The following is a 17,855-nucleotide window of genomic DNA, read 5'->3' as shown; positions in this document are numbered from 1 at the left end:
CCAGAGCTGGTGCTCGGTACGAGGGATGAAACGTGAACATCGCGTTCGAAACGCTTGGCGGCACGACCGAACGAGCTAACGAGGACTGGGTAGCAGCAAGCCCCGACGCCGTGATCGTGCTCGATGGAGTCACGGCACCGCGCGTTGCCGCTCAAGGCTGTCGCCACAGTGTCGCGTGGTTCACCCGAAATCTCGGTGGGCGCCTGCTCATGCTGCTGAGCGAGGACATTGACATGCCCACTGCCCTGGCGCTGGCGATCGACCAGGTGGCGGAGCTGCATCGAGATGATTGTGATTTGAGCGGGCCTGGCGTTCCCGCTGCGGCGGTGGCGATGTTGCGCAAGCGTGCTGACGGTATGTTCGACTACCTCGTACTGGCGGACACCGTCATCGTGCTCGACATGACCACGGAGATGCAAATCGTCTCCGACACGCGGGTTGAGCACGCCGCTCCGGAAGCCCTGGCCGCCACACGTCAGGAAGCCATCGGCACCCCCGAACACCAAGCGGCAGTGGCGCGAATGTCCGTCGAGCAACTGAAAGCACGCAACGTGCCCGGCGGCTATTGGGTCGCTGCGGCCGAGCGCGAGGCCGCGTTCAACGCGATCGCCGGCGAAGTACCCATGGATCAGGTTCGACGAGTTGCGATCTTCACCGACGGGGCATCCCGCGCAGTGGACACGTTCGAGGAAATGGACTGGACGGCCTGCCTCGATCACCTGCAAGAGCACGGGCCCCGCAGTCTGATCCAGCACGTACGGCGCGTGGAGGAGACCGACCCAGCAGGACAACGCTGGCCCCGCTTCAAGAAGTCCGACGACGCCACAGTGGCCTTCGTCGAATTGGTCGAGGCTCCCAAGCCACGCTATCTGGAAATTACCGATGCCCTCCGGGCAAGGGTTGATGCAGGCGAGTGGACGCCCGGAACTCCGCTTCCCCTGGACGATCTCGCTGCGGAGTACCGCGCCGGCCGTGACACCGTCGCGCGCGCGATCGACGTCCTGGAACGGGAGGGCTACCTCTGGTCCGTGCAAGATGGGGGCACCCTTGTCCGCCACGGCATGATGCGACTGCGTAGACCACGTGGCAATCTTGTGAAGCGCAACAAGGCCACCGACAGCGCCGGCTACTCCTTCCCCTCGGCCTCCAGCCAGGAGAAGTGGAAGCACCACTCCACGCCCTTGGCCGGATATGAACCCCTGACCGACCCGAGAATCGCGAAGCTGCTTGGCGTCGAACCCGGCACGCCCGTGATGCGGCGCTTCCGCGTCACCGGCCCCGAATCCGAGCCGCCCTTCCAGATCAACACTTCGTGGATACACCCGCGGGGCGTGACCGACGTCCCTGAGGTCGCCTCCGAAGACCCCGGCCCAGGTCACTGGTTGTACCTGCTGGAGAGGGCTGGCCACTGGCCCATTAGTTGGACCGAGTTTCACCGGGCGCGCACACCAACCCCTGACGAGGCCAGTCTGCTGGAGATCCCTGTGAGCCTGCCTGTCCTGGAGATCGTCCGCGTCGGTACCTCCGGAGGTGACGGACAACCTATCGAGGTGACCGAGTACATCGTCGCGAGCGACCGGGTAGAAACGGTGCACGTCCTGCACCGCGACGCGTCCACACAATCCCCCTGGCCCGATATGCAAGGCCCGCCCGACGAAGTCGAGACCGACAGGTGAACGCCCATGAGCCCTCGCACCGTTGAAGCGTCCGCGCGAACCCACGTCGGGCTCGTGCGCCGTCGCAACGAGGACGCCGTCTACGCCGGCCAGAACCTGTTCGCCGTTGCTGACGGCCTGGGCGGGCATGCTGCCGGGGACGTAGCCAGCAGCACCGTGATCGACATGCTCAAGCCCTACGATCGTTCACACCCTCCTGCGGAGCTGTCCACACTGCTCGGGCAAGCGATCCACTCCGCCAACCAGACCTTGCGTCACCGGATCGAGGCCGAACCGAAACTGGCGACCATGGGCACCACGCTAGTTGCCCTGCTCTGGTCGGGGACCACGGTCGTCGTCGCCAACATCGGGGACTCGCGGGCCTACCTGCTGCGAGATGGCGAGCTGATCCAGATCAGCGAAGATCACACGTACGGGAACCTCGTCGCAGACGCGGCCGATGTTCCGCATCTGCCCGAGAAGATCGCTCGATTTCTCGATGGCCGCGCCGATGGACGATCCCCCGACCTGACCTCGCGCGAGCTGCGCCCTGGTGATCGGTTTCTGCTGTGTTCCGACGGCCTCAGCGGAGTCGTGCCGCCGGAACACATCCGCAGCACCCTGCTGGATATCGCGGATCCAGCCGCAGCCGCCGATCGGCTCATCGAACAGGCCCTCGACCAGGGCGGCCCTGACAACATCACGGTAATCGTCATCGACACACACGATGGTTGAGGCTGGGCGCCACGTGGCGAGCCTCTCCCCCGCGTCAAAGGGGCAATCGCAAGACTAGACTTGTGAGGCTACGAGACGCCCATGCGCGGGAGAGACCACCACCGTGCCCACCCAGTACGGACAGATCGCCGCCGACCTACGACGGCGCGTCAAGCAAGGCGAATGGCCACCTGGCACGGCGCTGCCCACCCAGACCGAACTCTGCGACGAGTACGGCGTGGCCCGCGCCACCATGACCGCCGCCCTCAACCAGCTCCAAGGCGAACGCCTCGTCACCGGAGTACGTGGCCAAGGCACCTTCGTCCTCGACTGGCGGCCCGTCCGCGTTCCCCTTCTGCGCTACCCAGCCATCATCGAACCCGAAGGACAGCTCGGCGCGTGGAAAAACGCGTGCCAGCAGGCCGGCGCGACCGGCTCCATGGTGACCGTCGAAGTCGCCCACGAACCCGCCGACGCCGACGTCGCCAACGCACTCGGCCTCACCGAAGGTGACACGGTACTCCGCCATTCCCGGCACGCCACCCTCGACGGCAGCACCTGCCAGGTACACACCGCCTACTATCCCGCCCATCTCGTCGAGGGCACACCGCTCGCCAGCCAGGGCAAGACCATCAGCGGCGTCTACGACGCCATGCGCGCCGCCGGCATCACCCCTGCGAGCGCGGACGAGCACCTGTCCGCCCGGCCAGCCGCCGCCGAAGAAGCGGCCGAGCTCACGCTCATGACCGGCTTCCCCGTCCTCACCCTGGATCGGCTCACCCGAGACCAGCAGGGCCGCCGGATGGAGTGGCTGCGCATGGTCATCGACCCGACTCGCGTGATGGTCACGTACGACGGGCTGCCGCCTACTTGGCCCGCTCGGAAGTCACCGCTGCATGATTTCGCTCGTCACAAGTAACCACTACAGGACGGACCCACCAGAGAGTGCGGTTCAGATCGTTTCAAAGTCCACCCGTGCACCGATGATCCCGGGCCACGCTCGGGACGGTGACCTCCGCGATGTTCCCCCTCAGCGCACGTGACCACGGACGGGACGCGTCGGCGGCCGAGCTCGACACGCTGAAGATCGTCACCCGGTTGCGGGCCTCGACTGTTGATGACGCCACGATCGACGGCCTCCACATCACCGTGGATCAGCTCTGCTGCGACTACCCGCACGTGGCCGCCGGACAGCTTCTCGTTGAGGGCCGCCGGTGGTTCGCGCGACTGACCACGCTGCTTGACCATCGGCTCACCCTCGCGCAGCACCGCAGCTGAGCCTCGCCGGGTGGCTCGCGCTGCTGGTGGGTTGTGTGGAGGCCGACAACGGCGACGAGCGCGCCGCCGAAGCGACTCGGCAGGCCGCGCTGTCCATGGGTTTCGAGTCCGACAACAGCGGAGTCCAGGCATGGGCACATGAGATGGCCGCGTCCTATCGGCGACCTGGCCGTCACTAGCAGCGCAATGCTGGTGAATAGACGGACTGAACCTTTTTCGTGCGCCCAGCAGAGCAGGAGGTGAAGCCGTGACGTAGCGGTGGATCTTGTTGTTCGTAAGCTCGTCGTCGCTTGCCGGTGAAAGTCCGGTCCGGGTAGCTGCCAGGAGGCCCGGTAGCAGGCTGGCGGTTTCGTCTGGAAACGGGCGGGGTCGAAGCCCAGCGTCAAAGGCCCTGATGGGGGAGCGATGGTGCGGTCCGTAGCATGAAGCGAAGCCTGCGGCGTCGTTACTCAGCCCGCCCTTCGGGCGGGACGAGGGAGTGCCGAGCCTCTCGAAATCGGGGCGAAGGCCATGGACGCGGTGAAGATCCTGGATGTGCAGCCGTCAAGGACTCCCCGGCGTATGGGGCGCGGAACGCATCGATAGTGACGGCGGGAACTGGGGAGGCCCTCCCCGGCCCGGTGACCTGCGGAATCATGTCATTGGAGTAACGCGCCCTATAACCGATGATCTCGGGAAGTGGGTGGTGAGCCGGGTGGGCGTCGGAGGTGGCCGTAGTACTGCTTGAGCCGACCGGACAACACAACCGGCGGTGAGGGAAGGGCCACTACTTCGTCGATGCGCAGTGTCTGTATGGAGGAGGCCCGGTGAGTGCCGTTCCGGCTAGTCCCACCGCTTCGGGATCGCGTCCGCGTGATCCGGTCCGTGCCTTGCAGCATGCGCTCTACCGGGCGGCCAAGGCCGATCCCGGACGCAGGTTCCACGCGCTGATGGACAAGGTCTATCGCAGAGACGTCCTGGCGCGCGCGTGGGTCATGGTGCGAGCGAACAACGGCGCACCCGGCATCGACAAGACCACCCTGAGCCAGGTCGAGGAGTACGGGGTCGCCCGGCTGCTCGATGAACTGGCTGCTGAACTCCGGGAGGGGCGATACCGTCCATTGCCCGCTCGCCGGGTGCTGATTCCCAAGCCGGGAGTCAGGGACGAGTATCGGCCGTTGTCGATCCCGGCGGTTCGGGATCGGGTCGTGCAGGCCGCCGTAAAGATCGTGTTCGAACCGGTCTTTGAGGCGGACATGCTCGGCTGCTCGTTCGGGTTCCGCCCGAGGCGGTCGGCGCACGACGCCCTGCAAGTGCTTGTGGATGAGCAGGCGAAAGGGCGCCGGTGGGTGGTCGAGACGGATATCGCCGATTGTTTCTCGGCGATTCCGCATCAGGAGTTGATGCGAGCGATCGAGGAACGCATCTGCGACCAGTCCCTGCTGAAGCTCCTGCGACAGATCCTGCGCGCCGGGGTGATGCAGGAGGGGCAGGTGCGACGTGAGGTCACCGGCAGCCCGCAGGGCGGGGTGGTCAGCCCCGTCCTCTGCAACGTCTATCTGCACCGGCTGGACCGGGCATGGGACCAAGCAGACGGGACGCTGGTCCGGTATGCCGACGATCTGATCGCGATGTGCTGGTCACGCAGTCAGGCCATGCGGGCGCTGGCCCGCTTGACCCAGCTGCTGGCCGAGCTGGGGTTGGAGCCCAAGGCGGCCAAGACGCGCATCGTCCATCTGGAGGTCGGCGGGGAAGGCCTGGACTTTCTGGGCTTTCATCATCGGCTCGTCAGATCCAGAGGCCTCAACGGGAAACGACCTTTTGTGTTCCTCGCCCGCTGGCCCGCGGACAAGGCCATGCAGCGCGCCCGGGACCGGATCCGGGAGATCACCGCCCGGCGTCGGATGCTGTTGTGGCCGGAGGCGATCGTGCAGGACCTGAACGACTTCCTGCGCGGCTGGGCCGGGTATTTCCGTTACGGACACTCAGCCCAGCGCCTCAGCAAGATCAGACGATACGCCCAGATGCGGCTGGCGCACTTCATACGACGGCGTCACCGCCGCAGCATGGCGTTCGGTTGGTGGGTGCTGACCCGCTCCCAACCGGCCGATCTGGGACTGATCAGCTTGTATGGAATCGTCGTCGCACCCAGGGCTGGTAAGCCCTGGCGGGAAAGACCGAATGCCGGCGGTGAACGACGTCGGTGAGCCGTGTGCGGGAGAACCGCATGCACGGTTCGACGGGCGGGAGCTGGAAACGGAGCCACGAACCTGGCCATGGTCATCGGGGAGAGCACAGCCGACCGGGAAACCGGCGGAAGACAGGCTCCGAGCCCTACCGCCAGGAGACGCCACCGCGCCAGCTCCCGACCCTACAGGCTCCGTGGCGGCTGCCCTGGTCACGGCATGATCGCGATGCCGGTGTTCGGCCGGTGACATGAAGAAGCTCCTGGTAGACGGATTGATCACCACAATCCACACCGTCGCAACCAGGAGCTTCAGGTGCTGTTCTACCGTGCTGCCGTCGATTTGTCGCCTCAGACGCTGAAGTACGTCGCCGGGATGATCCGACGCCATCGGAAGGCGATCGGGTCGCTCTGGCGGCGGCTGAACCCCGGCCGGCAGGCATTGCTGGTGCTGGTCCACCTGCGCAAGGGCGAGACATTCACCGAGCTCGGGGCTGGGTTCGGGGTATCGACGGCGACCGCGTGGCGGTATGTGGAGGAGACGGTGATGCTGCTGTCGGCCCGCTCGCCCAAGCTCGGCCAGGCGCTGCGCAAGGCCAAACGGGACGGGCTGCACTACCTGGTGCTGGACGGCACCCTGATCCACATCGACCGCATCGCCGCCGACCGGCCCTACTTCTCCGGCAAACACCGCGTGCACGGGATGAACGTGCAGGTACTCGCATCACCGGACGGGACGATCCTGTGGACCTCGGGGGCGCTGCCGGGCAAGGCGCACGACCTGAGCGCTGCCCGCATCTGGGGCATCCTGCGCGCGCTCGAACGTGCGGGCATCATCACCCTGGCCGACAAGGCGTATCAAGGTGCCGGAGGCCCCGTCCGCACCCCGTACAAGGGCAAGAAGAAACCCGAATCCCAGAAGCAGGCCAACCGCGCCCACGCCCGCCTTCGCGGCCCCGGCGAACGCGCGAACGCGCAGCTGAAGAGCTGGAAGATCCTCCGCAAGCTACGCTGCAGCCCGTCCAAGGCTGGCCACCTCTGCAAGGCCATCGCCGTCCTGCAGAACCACCGCGTTGCTCAGGCGTCCTGAGGATGAAAAGGGGTCACTGAGAGTCACGTACTTGGCATCCCAAGAGCACCACTGGTCAGCTAGTCTTGCGTTCTATGACACGCACCTCTTCCAGCCCTCCCTATAACATCGCTGAGCTGTTCCCCACCATGAAGGCATACGCAAGAACAGCCGTTCGTCTTCACCCACGTCCTGGCGAACCGAACATTCACGATAGCCACATCGGAGGGCCACTGATCTGGCCCGCTGATGAGCCATGGCCAACGTGCGACCGGACGATCGCACTACCTGATGACGATTGGAAGCATCGCATTCCTGAAAGCCCGGTGCCGATGGTGGGAGTCGCGCAACTCTACGCGCGCAACATACCCGAGATCACTTTCCCCAACGGCACTGATCTGTTGCAAGTACTGTGGTGCCCCAATGAACATCTCCTGGAAGATAACCATGTGCCGTTTCTCCAGCTGATCTGGCGCCGCATATCAGACCTCACGGGCTACCTCGATGATCCCCCGATGCGACACCATGAGACTCCGGACAGCCCACCAGACGCTCCCGCCAGCGAACTCAGTCTTGAGTATTATCTGCCGCGTCCTTGCTTACTAAACCTAGAGCGGGTCACCGAATACCCTCACTCAGCGACACTCCCACAGCAACTCCAGGCGGCCTTGAAGAGGTGGGATAACGAAGCTGGCGTCATGTATCAATCCCTCCTTTCAGTCGCACCGGGCTGCAAAATCGGCGGGTGGGAGTCCTGGCATCTCACCGACAAATACGAGCTGCCTTGCCATGTCTGCGGTGCAGAGACAAAGTTTCTCATGGCATTCGCCAGCAAGGAATGGGACAGCGAGAGCCGACTTCGCTGGCAGCCTCTAGAGGAACGTCATCTGGAGCCGGGAACTGTCAGCTACGAGGAAGCTCACGAACCCACGACACTTGAGCTCGGACGCTACGGGGCTCTTTACCTCTTCGTCTGCCCCCACTCTCCTGATCACGGCTACCGCTTCACCATCCAATAGCAAAAACCAGCGATTTCCGACATCGCACAGCAGCGGCTGCAGCCCGGTAGTGAAACTTAATCAAGTAAAGGACCTCGGGAGACTGCACACCCTTCCCGAGGTCATCTCATTCCGCAGCGTCCGTGTCGTCCTTCCGACTAACTTGCGTCCGTTCTGCTAGAGAGCCGGTCATGTAGTTGTCAGACGGTGAGGCGGTAGCCGTCTTGCTGTCGGGCGATGACGTGGAGGTTGTGGACGACGGCGGTGCGTCGTAGGTCGAACAGGTTCTTTCGGGTGCCGTGGTAGCGGGCGCGGCGGTGTTGCCAGCGGCCGATGTGGGCCAGGGTGTGTTCGACCGCGACGCGCTGGCGGAGCTGGGCGCGGCCTGCTGGGGTGAGCTGGCGTTCGCGGAGTTCGGCCAGCAGGGGTTCGTCGGGGTGGATGCTCACGCTGCGGCCCCGGCTGCTGGTGGTGCAGCGTTCGCGTAGCGGGCAGGCGGCGCAGGTCTGGGCGGGGAAGTGCACCGTGCGGCCTGGCTGGAACGGCATGCTCACCTGGTGGGGCAGGTCAGCTGCCCGGTGGCGAAGTCCAGGGTGAACGCGGTCTTGGCGAGCCGGTCGCCGGGTGCGCGGACCCGCCAGGCCCTGCAGAAGATCTCCAGGCCGGGGTCGCGCTGGCGGACCAGGTGGGAGGCCAGGTAGGCGCGGTCGATGTGCAGTTCGGCCAGGGTGGCGTGCTGGGCGGCCAGGTCGGCGGCGATATCGTCGGTGACGGCCGCCTCGGGATGTTGGCCGGGGTGAGACCGACCGCGGCGACCAGGCCGCTGTCCAGATCGGTCAGCACATGCCGCTTGTAGCCGTCGAACAAGGTTGAGCGGGACTTGCGGCCGTGGCGCATCTGGCCGTCTTCGACGCTGATGCGACGGTCCCTGGCCACGCCCCGGTTCAGGGCCGGGCTGTCGCCGTCATCGAAGGTGACGTCCTGGTCGCGGACCTGCGCGGCGACGGCCACACAGGCCGCCGCCTGCTCGACGGCCGGCCCGGCCGGTTGCGCGGCGAGGAACGCCTCCACCGCGTTCAGGCAGTCCAGCACCACCGACAGGGCCTGGGCGCGGGCGGCCGGGTCGTCCCAGTCGGCATCGAGGGCGGCCTTCAGGCTGGAGGCGGCCAGCTGCGGCGCCCCCGCCGCTTGCGCGACCCGGCCGATCGCCTCCTGCGCACTGTTGTCCGCCGGCCCCCGCCCCTGCCGGCGCGCGATCATGCCCACGGCTTTACGCAGGGCATGTCCCATCAGATTCCAGGTGTCCTCCACCCGTCCGGCACCCCACAGCGGGCTGGAGTCCAGCGCGGCGCGTAACGCCCGCGGCCCGAACGCCCCGGTCGCCGAGGCGATCTCGATGGTCCGCTCGATCAGCCGCCGATCGGCGTTCGCCGCGATCAGCCGCCGCCGGAAGCCGACCAGGGTGCCCTTGGCGAACGGCGGCCGCTCGGCGTCCAGGCAGTCCAGCACCAGCTGCCAGCGCCGGTCCATCACGGTGGCCTCGATCACCTCGTCATCGGACACCCCGGCATAGGCCTGCAGGATCACCGCCAGCGCCAGTTGCGCGGGCGGCACCGGCGGATGTCCCTTGGCCGCATCCTCATACAGGCCGGCCAGCTCCTCCTGGAAGGCCTCGTCGAACAGCTCGTGCCGGTGCAGGCGCAGGAAGACGAACAGCTTGGCCCGCCGGATCGCCTTCAGGATGGTCTGCTCGGCCTGGGACGGCTCCACCGGCGGTTGCCACGTTCTGGGACGCATGAATCACGGATCCTCTCCCTGATCCCGACCAAAGACGCGATCAGGAAGAGCTACCACACATCCCATCAGAACTACATGACCGACGCTCTAGTAAGGGCCGACGGGCGTGGCCGAGGTGTTCGAGCAGCTCAACACCGCGCTGGCGGGAAAGCTCGCCGAAGACAGGCTGCTGCTGCGCGGATGCGAACTGCGCATCGATACCACCGTGGTCGAGGCCGACATCGATCACCCCCACTGACGCCGTAGTCTGAGGCGACCGACGCGTGCACCCGCGTCTGGCCGCCCGATGGCCCTGGACTCGCGACATCCTCACCCGTCCTGACCCACGGCTTCCCGCATCAATGATCAAGGCGGCTCGGCCACGCCGTGAGCTTATATACAAGTGCTCCCGCTTGTCACAGTTTTACTCATGTCATTATGAACGCAATCGTCGAGGAAACCCACGCCGTCCAATGACGCTTCCATGCGGAACCGATCCGGCATTTTATTCTGGCCCTTATAGAAGACAGTCACTCGATAATCTACAACACCTCTTCCGTTGGCCTTTTTAACCTCGTTGATGACACGCCTCTCCCTGCTCTTCATTGGGCCATTGTTCACCACGGAGAGGCATGGGACAAGATTCTTCGCCTCCTTACCCGTCCCTCCCATTTTGTTAGCTATAATGTGACATCTATTATAAGTATATGCTCCCGAATTCGGTAGTTTCGGATTCGCGCTCGGCCAATACTTAGGGTCCACCGACGCATCCGATCCGCCGTCCAGGTCAGATCTATTGCAGAACCGAGCCACTCCGCCAGTGGGACGACCATCGCGGGGATCTAGATAGTTCTCCTTGAAAGGCGCACAGTCAGGCTCTGGCCCTCCCCCAGGAGGCGGGTCTCCCGGATCGGGCGCAGGAGCCGGTTCAGTGTCAGCCACCGGCTCCGTTGTGGGCCGGTCGCGAGTCGGAACGAAATCAGCGCCGTCATTAGGGTCGAATCCCTCTAGAGGAGCGAGGTCTCCATCGCCGATAGGGATAATGGGGGTACGGGGTTCCTCGTCATCCGCAGCCGGCCGAGGCTCCACCATGCATTTCTTGCCACAATTAGGTCGATCGACTGGGACATAGCATAGCACCGCGCATGGATCTTCCTTGGGCCCTCCACCCGTCGGATGAGCAACGGGTGGGGGGTTATACACGGGCGGAGGCTTCGGAGCTGCATTTGGTGTTGACGAGGCATTAGGATGCGAGCTTTTCCCCTTGCCCGATCCTCCATGGCCATCCTTGCCCTTGTCTTTATCGGGCCCACCGCCGCTCCCGCTAGAGCCACCACACGGTCCCGTATTGCCGTATTGGTCTTTGCAGTCACCCCACGGGCCATCATCTGAGACGCAGGAGGCACCAAATTTGTATTGGCACCAAAGATCCTCTACCGGATCAGGGCGGTGCCCGGAGGGGTCGGCGTAGGTCAGAGGGGTGGCTTGTCCGTAGCTGTAGCGGTTCATCCTTGCAGAGGGGCTCGGTTCTAGCGTCCAGGTGTCGCGACTGGTGAAGGCGCCGGTGCCGGGCTGGTACCAGCGGGCGTGCATGTTGACCTTGCCGGTGTCCGGGTCGGTGTACTCGCCCTGGTAGCCCAGCGTCGGTTCGGTGCCGGTTTGGGCGGTGACTTCGCCGAAAGGGTTGTAGGTGGTGGTGCTGGACAGGGCGGTGCCGGTGAAGGTGCCGACCAGGTCCTGGTGCAGGTCGGTGAGCGCCCCCGTGGCGGGGGCGGCGCCTTCCTTGACGCTGATCAGGCCGCCGAAGGGGTCGCGTCCGTAGCTGGATTGCACGGCGCCGGCCTGGTCGGTGATGGCGATGATGTCGTTGTCGAGGCCTGCGTAGGCGAACCGCTGGGTGCCGCCGTTCTTCTGGCGGGTGAGCATGCGGTCGAAAGCGTCGTAGGTGTAAGTGGCGTCGCCGTCGTTGATCAGCCGATCGAAGGCGTCGAAGGTGAGCGTGCGGGTGTTGCCGTTCTTGGTCTGGGTGGCGAGGGTGCCGCGCGGGGTGTAGGTGTAGTTGCTGCCGTCACCTTCAAGCAGACGGTTGCGTTCGTCATAGGTGAAGGTCTTGTCGCCAGCCTTGGTGCGGTTGCCGGCGGCGTCCCACCCGTAGGCGGTGGTGGTGCCGTCGGGGCCGGTCCAGGAGGTGAGCCGGCCGGCGTGGTCGTAGCCGTAGGTGTTGCTGCCCGCTCCGGCGAGGCCTTCGGTGGCCTTGCTGGTGAGGTTGTCGTCCTTGTCCCACCCGTAAGTGATCTTCGACAGTTGGCCGCCGCTGCTGTTCTTCAGCGTGTGCGTCTCGACGCGGTCGAGGGCGTCGTAGGTGAAGGCCTGCGTGTTGGCCGGGTTGGCGGAGGTGATGGTGGTGAGCCGGTCGGCCTTGTCGTAGTCGTAGGTGTTGGTGCGTCCGCTGACCGGATCGGCGACAGTCTTGAGCCGGCTGTCGGCGTCCCAGGTGTAGGTGGTGGTACCGGTGACGTCGATACGCTGCGTGGGGTTGCCGAGCGCGTCGTAGGCGTAGGCCGTGCTGGTCCCGGTCGGGGTGGTGAGCTTGGTCAGCAGGCTACGGTCGTTGTATTCGAGGGTGTTGCCGCTGACCGTGGTAGGGCGGTCGGCCAGGTCGTAGCTGTAGGTCTTGTCGTCGGCGACGATCCCGGCCCCGGATCCGCTGACCTTGGTGAGGCGGTTGAGGTTGTCGTACTGCTTGTCGTGGCGGACGCCGCCGGGCTGGATCAACGCGGTCTCGTTGCCGGCCACGTCGTAGACGTGGGTCCAGGTGCGGTCGGCCAGAGCGGGGTGGGCGGTGGTGGCCGGCTCGGTCAAGGTGTCGATCAGGCCGAGGGTGTTGTAGCCGGTCCAGGTGGCGTTGCCGCGGCCGTCGGTGAGGCGGGTGCGGGCGCCGGTGGCGTCGTAGCCGAAACTCGTGGTGATCTGCTCGCTGTCGGAGACCGGTTCGACGAGCTCGGTCAGCAGGTCGGTGGCGTCGTAGCTGCGGCGGGTGACGTGGCCCTCGCCGGAGGTGTAGCGGGTGGCGTTGCCCGCGGCGTCGTAGCCCAGGCCGACCGTGCGGACCGTTGCTCCGTTCTTGTCCAGGCTTTTCACGCTGGTCAGGCGGCCCGCCAGGTCGTACTCGCCGACCATGGCGTTGTCGAGCGGATCGGTGGTCTTGGCGGGGCGGCCGAGCGCGTCGTAGCTGTACTTGGTGATCTCCCGGGCCGGGTCGGTGACCGATTCGACCTCGCCAGCTGCGTTCACGACGAAGTCGGTGGTCTTGTTACCCGGTAGCACTTCCTTGGTGAGGTAACCGGCGTCGTTGTAGGTCAGGGTGGTGACGTACGCGGCGCTGGCGGGCTTGCGTTCGATCACCGTCTGGGTGATCTGGCGGCCCAGGTCGTCGTAGGTGGCCTGGACACGCGCGCCGGTCGGATCGATCGCGGTCAACTGCTCGCCGACCCGGTTGTACTCCGAGATCCACTGACCGGCGGGCTGACCTGCGGCGGCGGGCGGGTCGGTCACCCGGACCGGGTTGCCCAGCGCGTCGTACTCGGTCGTGGCGACCTGCCCGCGCGGGTCGGTGACCGTGGTCAGGCGGCCTGCGGCATCGTAGCCGTAGCCCATCGTAGGGGTGACCTGGGTGCCGCCGGGCGGCGTGTACGGCATGGCGGTCAGCGAGGTGCGGCGGCCCATCCGGTCGAAGCCGGTGGTGGCAAGGCGGCCCTCCGGGTCGATGACGTGGGTCTGCCAGCCCGCGTTGTTGTAGCCGATCCGGGTGGTGGGGCGGCCCTGCTGCGCGTTGCCGGCCTTCTCGATGGCGACGGTGGGGGCCTTGATCTCAATCAGGCGGCCGAGCGCGTCGTAGCTGTTGGTGGTGGTGTAGTCGGCGGCGGTGGCGCCCGCGGCGTTGCCCCGCGGGTCCGTGGTGGAGACGGCCAGGCCGCGATCGTCCACCGCCCAGGTGGTGGTGAGGTCCTCGTCGCCGTTCTCGACCGTCTGCCGGGTCAGCACCCCGGCCGCGTTGTAGCCGTAACTGACGCTCTCCGCACGCGTACCGCCCGCCGCACCGGTGTAGGTCTCCTTGACCGTCTGGTCGTTGGCGTCGTACTCGAAAACCGTCTTGCGCTGCAGCTTGGCCGGATCGAGGGTGGCCGAGCTGAGCCGGCCAGCGGCGTCATAGACGTACTCGGTGGCGGTGATACCACCGCCGTGCACCTGCTTGGTGAGATTGTCGGCCGCGTCGTAAGTGTTCTCCTGCAGCACCACGTCGGTGGGTGTGGTCGAGCCGTTGAGCTTGACGTCGTCACCGATCACTCGGTAGGGCAGGCCGTGGTCGTAGTACTGGTAGGAGGTCTTGCGGCCCATCGCATCGACTTGGGCCGCGAGTCGGCCGGCAGGGTCGTAGGAGTACGACTCCAGCGTGATCTCTGCGGCCGGTTGCGGGCTGACCGGGCTGCCGGTCCAGTTCTTCAGCGTCCGGGCGGCCAGTTGCCCGCGCTCGGTGTAGGCGTAGCCGAACACCGCGCCCACCTGATCGGTGACGGTGTCTTGCAGGCCCAGCTTGTTCCAGGTGGTGCGGACGACGCCGCCTTCGGCGTCGGTGGTGGTCTCCTCGTGGCCGTAGGCGTCGTAGGTGTAGACGCTCTGCCGTTCCGCGTCGCCGCCGGTCAGGTCCTTGGTCGTCGCGGTGAGCGTGTTGCCGTCCGGGTCGTAGGTGTAGCTGGTCTGGGCGGTGTGCGTGACGTCGGTGATTTCGTTCTTCACCCCTGGCGATGTCTGGGTGGCCAGCCGTCCCGTGCCGTCGTAGGTGAAGGTGGTCTTCACCCCCGTGGGCTGGGCGTCGGAGATTTGCGTCTGGCTGATCAGACGCCCCAGAGCATCGTGTTCCCGCTTGGTGATCAGCCCGTTCGGGTCGATCTGCTCGGCGAGATCTCCGGCCGCGCTGTAGCCGAACGTGGTGGTGTTGTTCTTGGCGTCGGAGCGTGTCTTGATCAGCCCGGCCGGGGTGGTGCCGCCGCCGACCGCGGGCTCGGTGCCGTCGGTGTAGGTGACCGTGGCCGAGCGGCCGTTGGGGAAGTCGAGGGTGGCCGGGGTGGTCTGTTTGGTCTGCTCGCCGTAGGAGTTGTACTCGTAGGTGGTGGCGTAGGTGTTGTCGGTGCCCGAGGACGAACGGCCGTCACGGAAAGCGGTCAGCCGGTCGTTGCGCGGGTCGAACGGGTCGTCGTCGTTGACGTGGAAGCTCCACCACCGGTGGTTGAACGCGGCAGGCTCGCCGGGAGAGGGGAAGCCGAAGCAAGCCAGGGGCAGCCCTTCGGCGTTGTCGGCCCGGCATTGCACGGAGTACCGCAGGTTGCCACGGTCATCGTGGCCGGTCAGGGTGACCACACCGTTCGGATCCTTGACCAGCAGGGGGAAGCCTCTGGCGTCGTACTCCACGGTGGTCTTGAATCCGGCCTGATCGGTGTGGGCGATGGTGCGGTAGCCGCGCCAGGCATCGTGCTCGAACGTGCTGTCCTTGCCGGCCGGGTCGGTCACCGTGACGACGGAGGAGCCGGTCTCACGGTCGATCCGGCTCGGCTCGGCGATCTTCCACAGGCCGCCGTGTTCGTCGGTGTGGGTCAGCAGCCGATCCTTGCCGGCGTCGTAGGTGTTGTCCGCCCAGATCCGGCCCGACGGAAGAGTGATCTTCGACAGCAGGTGCGGAGCGGCGACTCGGGCCGTATAGTGCGTGCCCACGTCTGCGGCGCCGAGCGCGCGATCGTAGAGGGAGACCTCGTCGATGTGGCCGACGAACCCCCACCGGGTGAAGAAGTAGTCGCCCGAGCCCAACGGCTTGCTGGCCGGCCAGCCGGGATTCGTGAGGCCGTGGCCGATGGAGGTGTAGGCCATCCAGTTGTGGTCGATCTTGCCAGTCAGGGAACCGACCGCGGCCCCGTCCAGGTAGAGCGTCTGGCTGTTGCCCGCGCCGCTCAGCACCGCGTGATGCCATTGGCCGTTGTTCACCGCCGCGGGTGAGGTGATGGGGGTGGCGATCTCCACCCCGGTGGAGGTGAGGGTACGGAACTGGCCACGCAGTTTGCCGTCGGTGCCGACGTACAACACCGGCGTCCCCGCAGGGGCCAGGCTGGGCACCGAGGGAGGCCGCTGCGCGGCGGTGTAGGCCAGGACGCCCGAAGAGGTGGTCTTGAACCACAGCTCCAGCGACAGCTGATCTTGCAGGCGGGCCATGACGCTGTCCGGCAACTCCATGGAGGACTCGCCGGTGAAGCCGGCCGCCGTGTCCGTCGTACCGGCCAGCGCGCCTGGCTGCTGCAGCGTCAGCCCGCTGTAGCCGGCGGGCCCGGCTCCCCACCCCAGATCGCGGATCTGCGCCGGTTCCTGCGGACCGCAGAGGATGGGATTGATCTCGCACATCGGATTGGTGGGCGTCGGGGTCGGAGCGGGCGCCGTGTAGGGATCGCCCAGCCGCCAGTAACCCAGCGGCTCGTCGTCTTGGACCAGGCCTCGATATTGCGAGCCGGTGCTGTAGCCGTAGGTGGTGCACTTCGGCGCCAGGCCGGGGCTGCAGGCGGTGGCGAGCTTGTCCCCGTCATAGGTGTAGGTCCACGTCAACGGCGCGCCATCGACGGCGTCGGTGGACACGCTGCCGACATGGGCGCCGTTCCAGACGAACGTCAGCGACCTGCCGCCCGCGCCCGTGACCGTGGCCAGCTTGCCGTCGCTGCCGTAGGCGAGCTCCTGGGCCCGTCCCCGCGCGTCCACCACGCGGGTCAGCCGGCCCTGGGCATTGAAGTGGTAGACGGTGGAGGTCTTGTCCATCAGCTTCCACCCCCCGCCCGGCAGCGCAGCCAGACTGGCATGCATGCCCGGCGGAGGCTGGAAGGTGCCGTCCCCCTTCTGCGCGAACCGCAGCCGGCGGCCGTCGGGATAGGTCACCAGAAGGCTGGCGCCGGACTCCGCGACGACACGCATGTCGAACCGGGTCGACCAGCCGGCACCGAACAGGCCGTCACGGCGGGCGTCCATGCTGTTGTATGTCCGCACCACCGACAACGCCGGACCAGCGGAGGCGACCGAGGCGTCGGCCACCGTCGTGGTGTAGTTGCCCGACACCGCCTGAAACTCCTGCCCGCCCTGGTCACGGGTGGCCAGCAGCGAACCGATCAACGGCTGCCGCACACCGGTCACGAAGGTGCGATACGCCGAGGTCACCTCGGCCCCGGCCGCGTCGGTGACCGTCACCTTCCACGCGTAGGTGGCCCCCCACTCCAGCTCTCCCACGGGGATTTTCCAGCTGTTCACTCCCGGCGCGAGCTGTCCCGACCACGGCGGCACGTACCACGACCCATCGGGTTTCTGACGTACGCACCACAGGTCGTATTCGTACTGGTAGGTCACCTTGGCGTCTTCCTCGGGCGCCTCACACACGGTGAATTCGTACCGGTACGGCGCGCTGCCGCCCTCAGCATGCGCCAGCAGCGTCGGCGACGCCGACACCGATCTCGCGCCGTTCAACGGCCACATGTCCTTGACCGCCGGGCCGGCCGCCGCCGCCACATCCTGGGCCTCGGCCCGCGCCGTCCCGGACGGCAGCTGGCGCTCCACCCGCAGCCGGCTCTGCGTCCGTGGGGCCGCGTCCGGAGCGGACATCTGCCTCGGCAGCCGGACCTTGCCGGAGGCGATCTCGCTCTGCGCCTTGTCCGGAGCACGTGTCGTCTCCGCCGGGACCAGCGACGGCAGTCCTTGCCGCCCCACTCCCATCTGCTGCCGGGGAATATCCAAGGCGCCCTGCGTGGTCGCCGTGGTGAGATCCCGGGCAACGGCCACCGCAGGAAGAGCAGCGGCTTGCACCAGGCCCGGCAGCAACACCAGCAAAAGCGCGATGCGCGCGCCTAACCAGCGGCGGCCCGAACGATTCCATGCCGAACACCGGCGCATACGCCGTCACGCTCCGAACCACAACGAGGCACCCGCAGGGGGGTGCCAGCCGTCGCTCCACCCCACCCGGCAGGAATCCCGGCTCGTGCGGCTCTGGAGCACTTGATCAAACGGACAGAGCGTAACTTTTGTAAGATCACCCGACAAGAGCGACTTCAGTGATCAAAAGGGTGCGGAACGCGACGCACCCGAAGGTCGTGACCGGCGTCGCCGTCCCGATGTGGATCGGG

Annotated in this window: 9 protein-coding genes and 1 pseudogene; 8 read left to right on the top strand and 2 right to left on the bottom strand. The window is 66.3% G+C overall.

Features of this window, described 5'->3' with window-relative positions; translation table 11 throughout:
- Nucleotides 1-32: 32 nt before the first annotated feature.
- From FXF51_RS60430 to FXF51_RS02215, 7 genes are all read left to right on the top strand, one after another.
- A complete protein-coding gene (locus FXF51_RS60430) occupies nt 33-1,676 on the top strand; it encodes a GntR family transcriptional regulator (RefSeq protein WP_187414119.1) in 1,644 nt (547 codons plus the stop codon).
- Between the two features lie 6 nt (nt 1,677-1,682).
- Nucleotides 1,683-2,390 carry a PP2C family protein-serine/threonine phosphatase gene (locus tag FXF51_RS02240; RefSeq protein WP_148432510.1) on the top strand — a complete coding sequence of 236 codons (708 nt, stop codon included), beginning with the start codon at nt 1,683-1,685 and terminating at the stop codon, nt 2,388-2,390.
- 103 nt (nt 2,391-2,493) lie between these two features.
- Entirely contained in the window at nt 2,494-3,288 is a 795-nt protein-coding gene (locus FXF51_RS02235; protein WP_148432509.1) for a GntR family transcriptional regulator, read from the top strand.
- Between the two features lie 89 nt (nt 3,289-3,377).
- Nucleotides 3,378-3,647: a hypothetical protein gene (locus FXF51_RS02230; protein WP_148432508.1), complete on the top strand. Its 270-nt coding sequence runs from the start codon at nt 3,378-3,380 to the stop codon at nt 3,645-3,647.
- Between the two features lie 869 nt (nt 3,648-4,516).
- Complete coding sequence (ltrA, locus tag FXF51_RS02225; protein WP_222871079.1) at nt 4,517-5,833, top strand: group II intron reverse transcriptase/maturase; 1,317 nt, start codon at nt 4,517-4,519, stop codon at nt 5,831-5,833.
- A gap of 294 nt (nt 5,834-6,127) precedes the next feature.
- Nucleotides 6,128-6,901 (top strand): transposase family protein, encoded by a 774-nt coding sequence (locus tag FXF51_RS02220; protein WP_148432506.1) that lies wholly within the window; start codon nt 6,128-6,130, stop codon nt 6,899-6,901.
- Between the two features lie 74 nt (nt 6,902-6,975).
- A complete protein-coding gene (locus FXF51_RS02215; RefSeq protein WP_148432505.1) occupies nt 6,976-7,899 on the top strand; it encodes a hypothetical protein in 924 nt (307 codons plus the stop codon).
- A 179-nt stretch (nt 7,900-8,078) separates the two neighbouring features.
- Here FXF51_RS02215 and FXF51_RS02210 read toward each other — a convergent pair.
- Nucleotides 8,079-9,675 (bottom strand): annotated as a pseudogene (locus FXF51_RS02210) (IS1182 family transposase).
- A gap of 106 nt (nt 9,676-9,781) precedes the next feature.
- On the opposite strand from FXF51_RS02210, the gene FXF51_RS62365 reads away from it, so the two are divergent.
- Nucleotides 9,782-9,913, top strand: a complete 132-nt coding sequence (locus FXF51_RS62365) for a hypothetical protein (protein WP_262379256.1) — start codon at nt 9,782-9,784, stop codon at nt 9,911-9,913.
- Between the two features lie 134 nt (nt 9,914-10,047).
- On the opposite strand, the gene FXF51_RS02205 is transcribed toward FXF51_RS62365, so the two are convergent.
- Nucleotides 10,048-17,556 carry an RHS repeat-associated core domain-containing protein gene (locus tag FXF51_RS02205; protein ID WP_262379255.1) on the bottom strand — a complete coding sequence of 2,503 codons (7,509 nt, stop codon included), beginning with the start codon at nt 17,554-17,556 and terminating at the stop codon, nt 10,048-10,050.
- Nucleotides 17,557-17,855: the final 299 nt, after the last annotated feature.

This window comes from Nonomuraea sp. PA05, from assembly GCF_008086045.1.
GTDB classification, from domain to species: Bacteria; Actinomycetota; Actinomycetes; order Streptosporangiales; family Streptosporangiaceae; genus Nonomuraea; species Nonomuraea monospora.
Note: the sequence above shows the minus strand (reverse complement) of the source record. Positions and strands in the feature narration are given on the sequence as shown.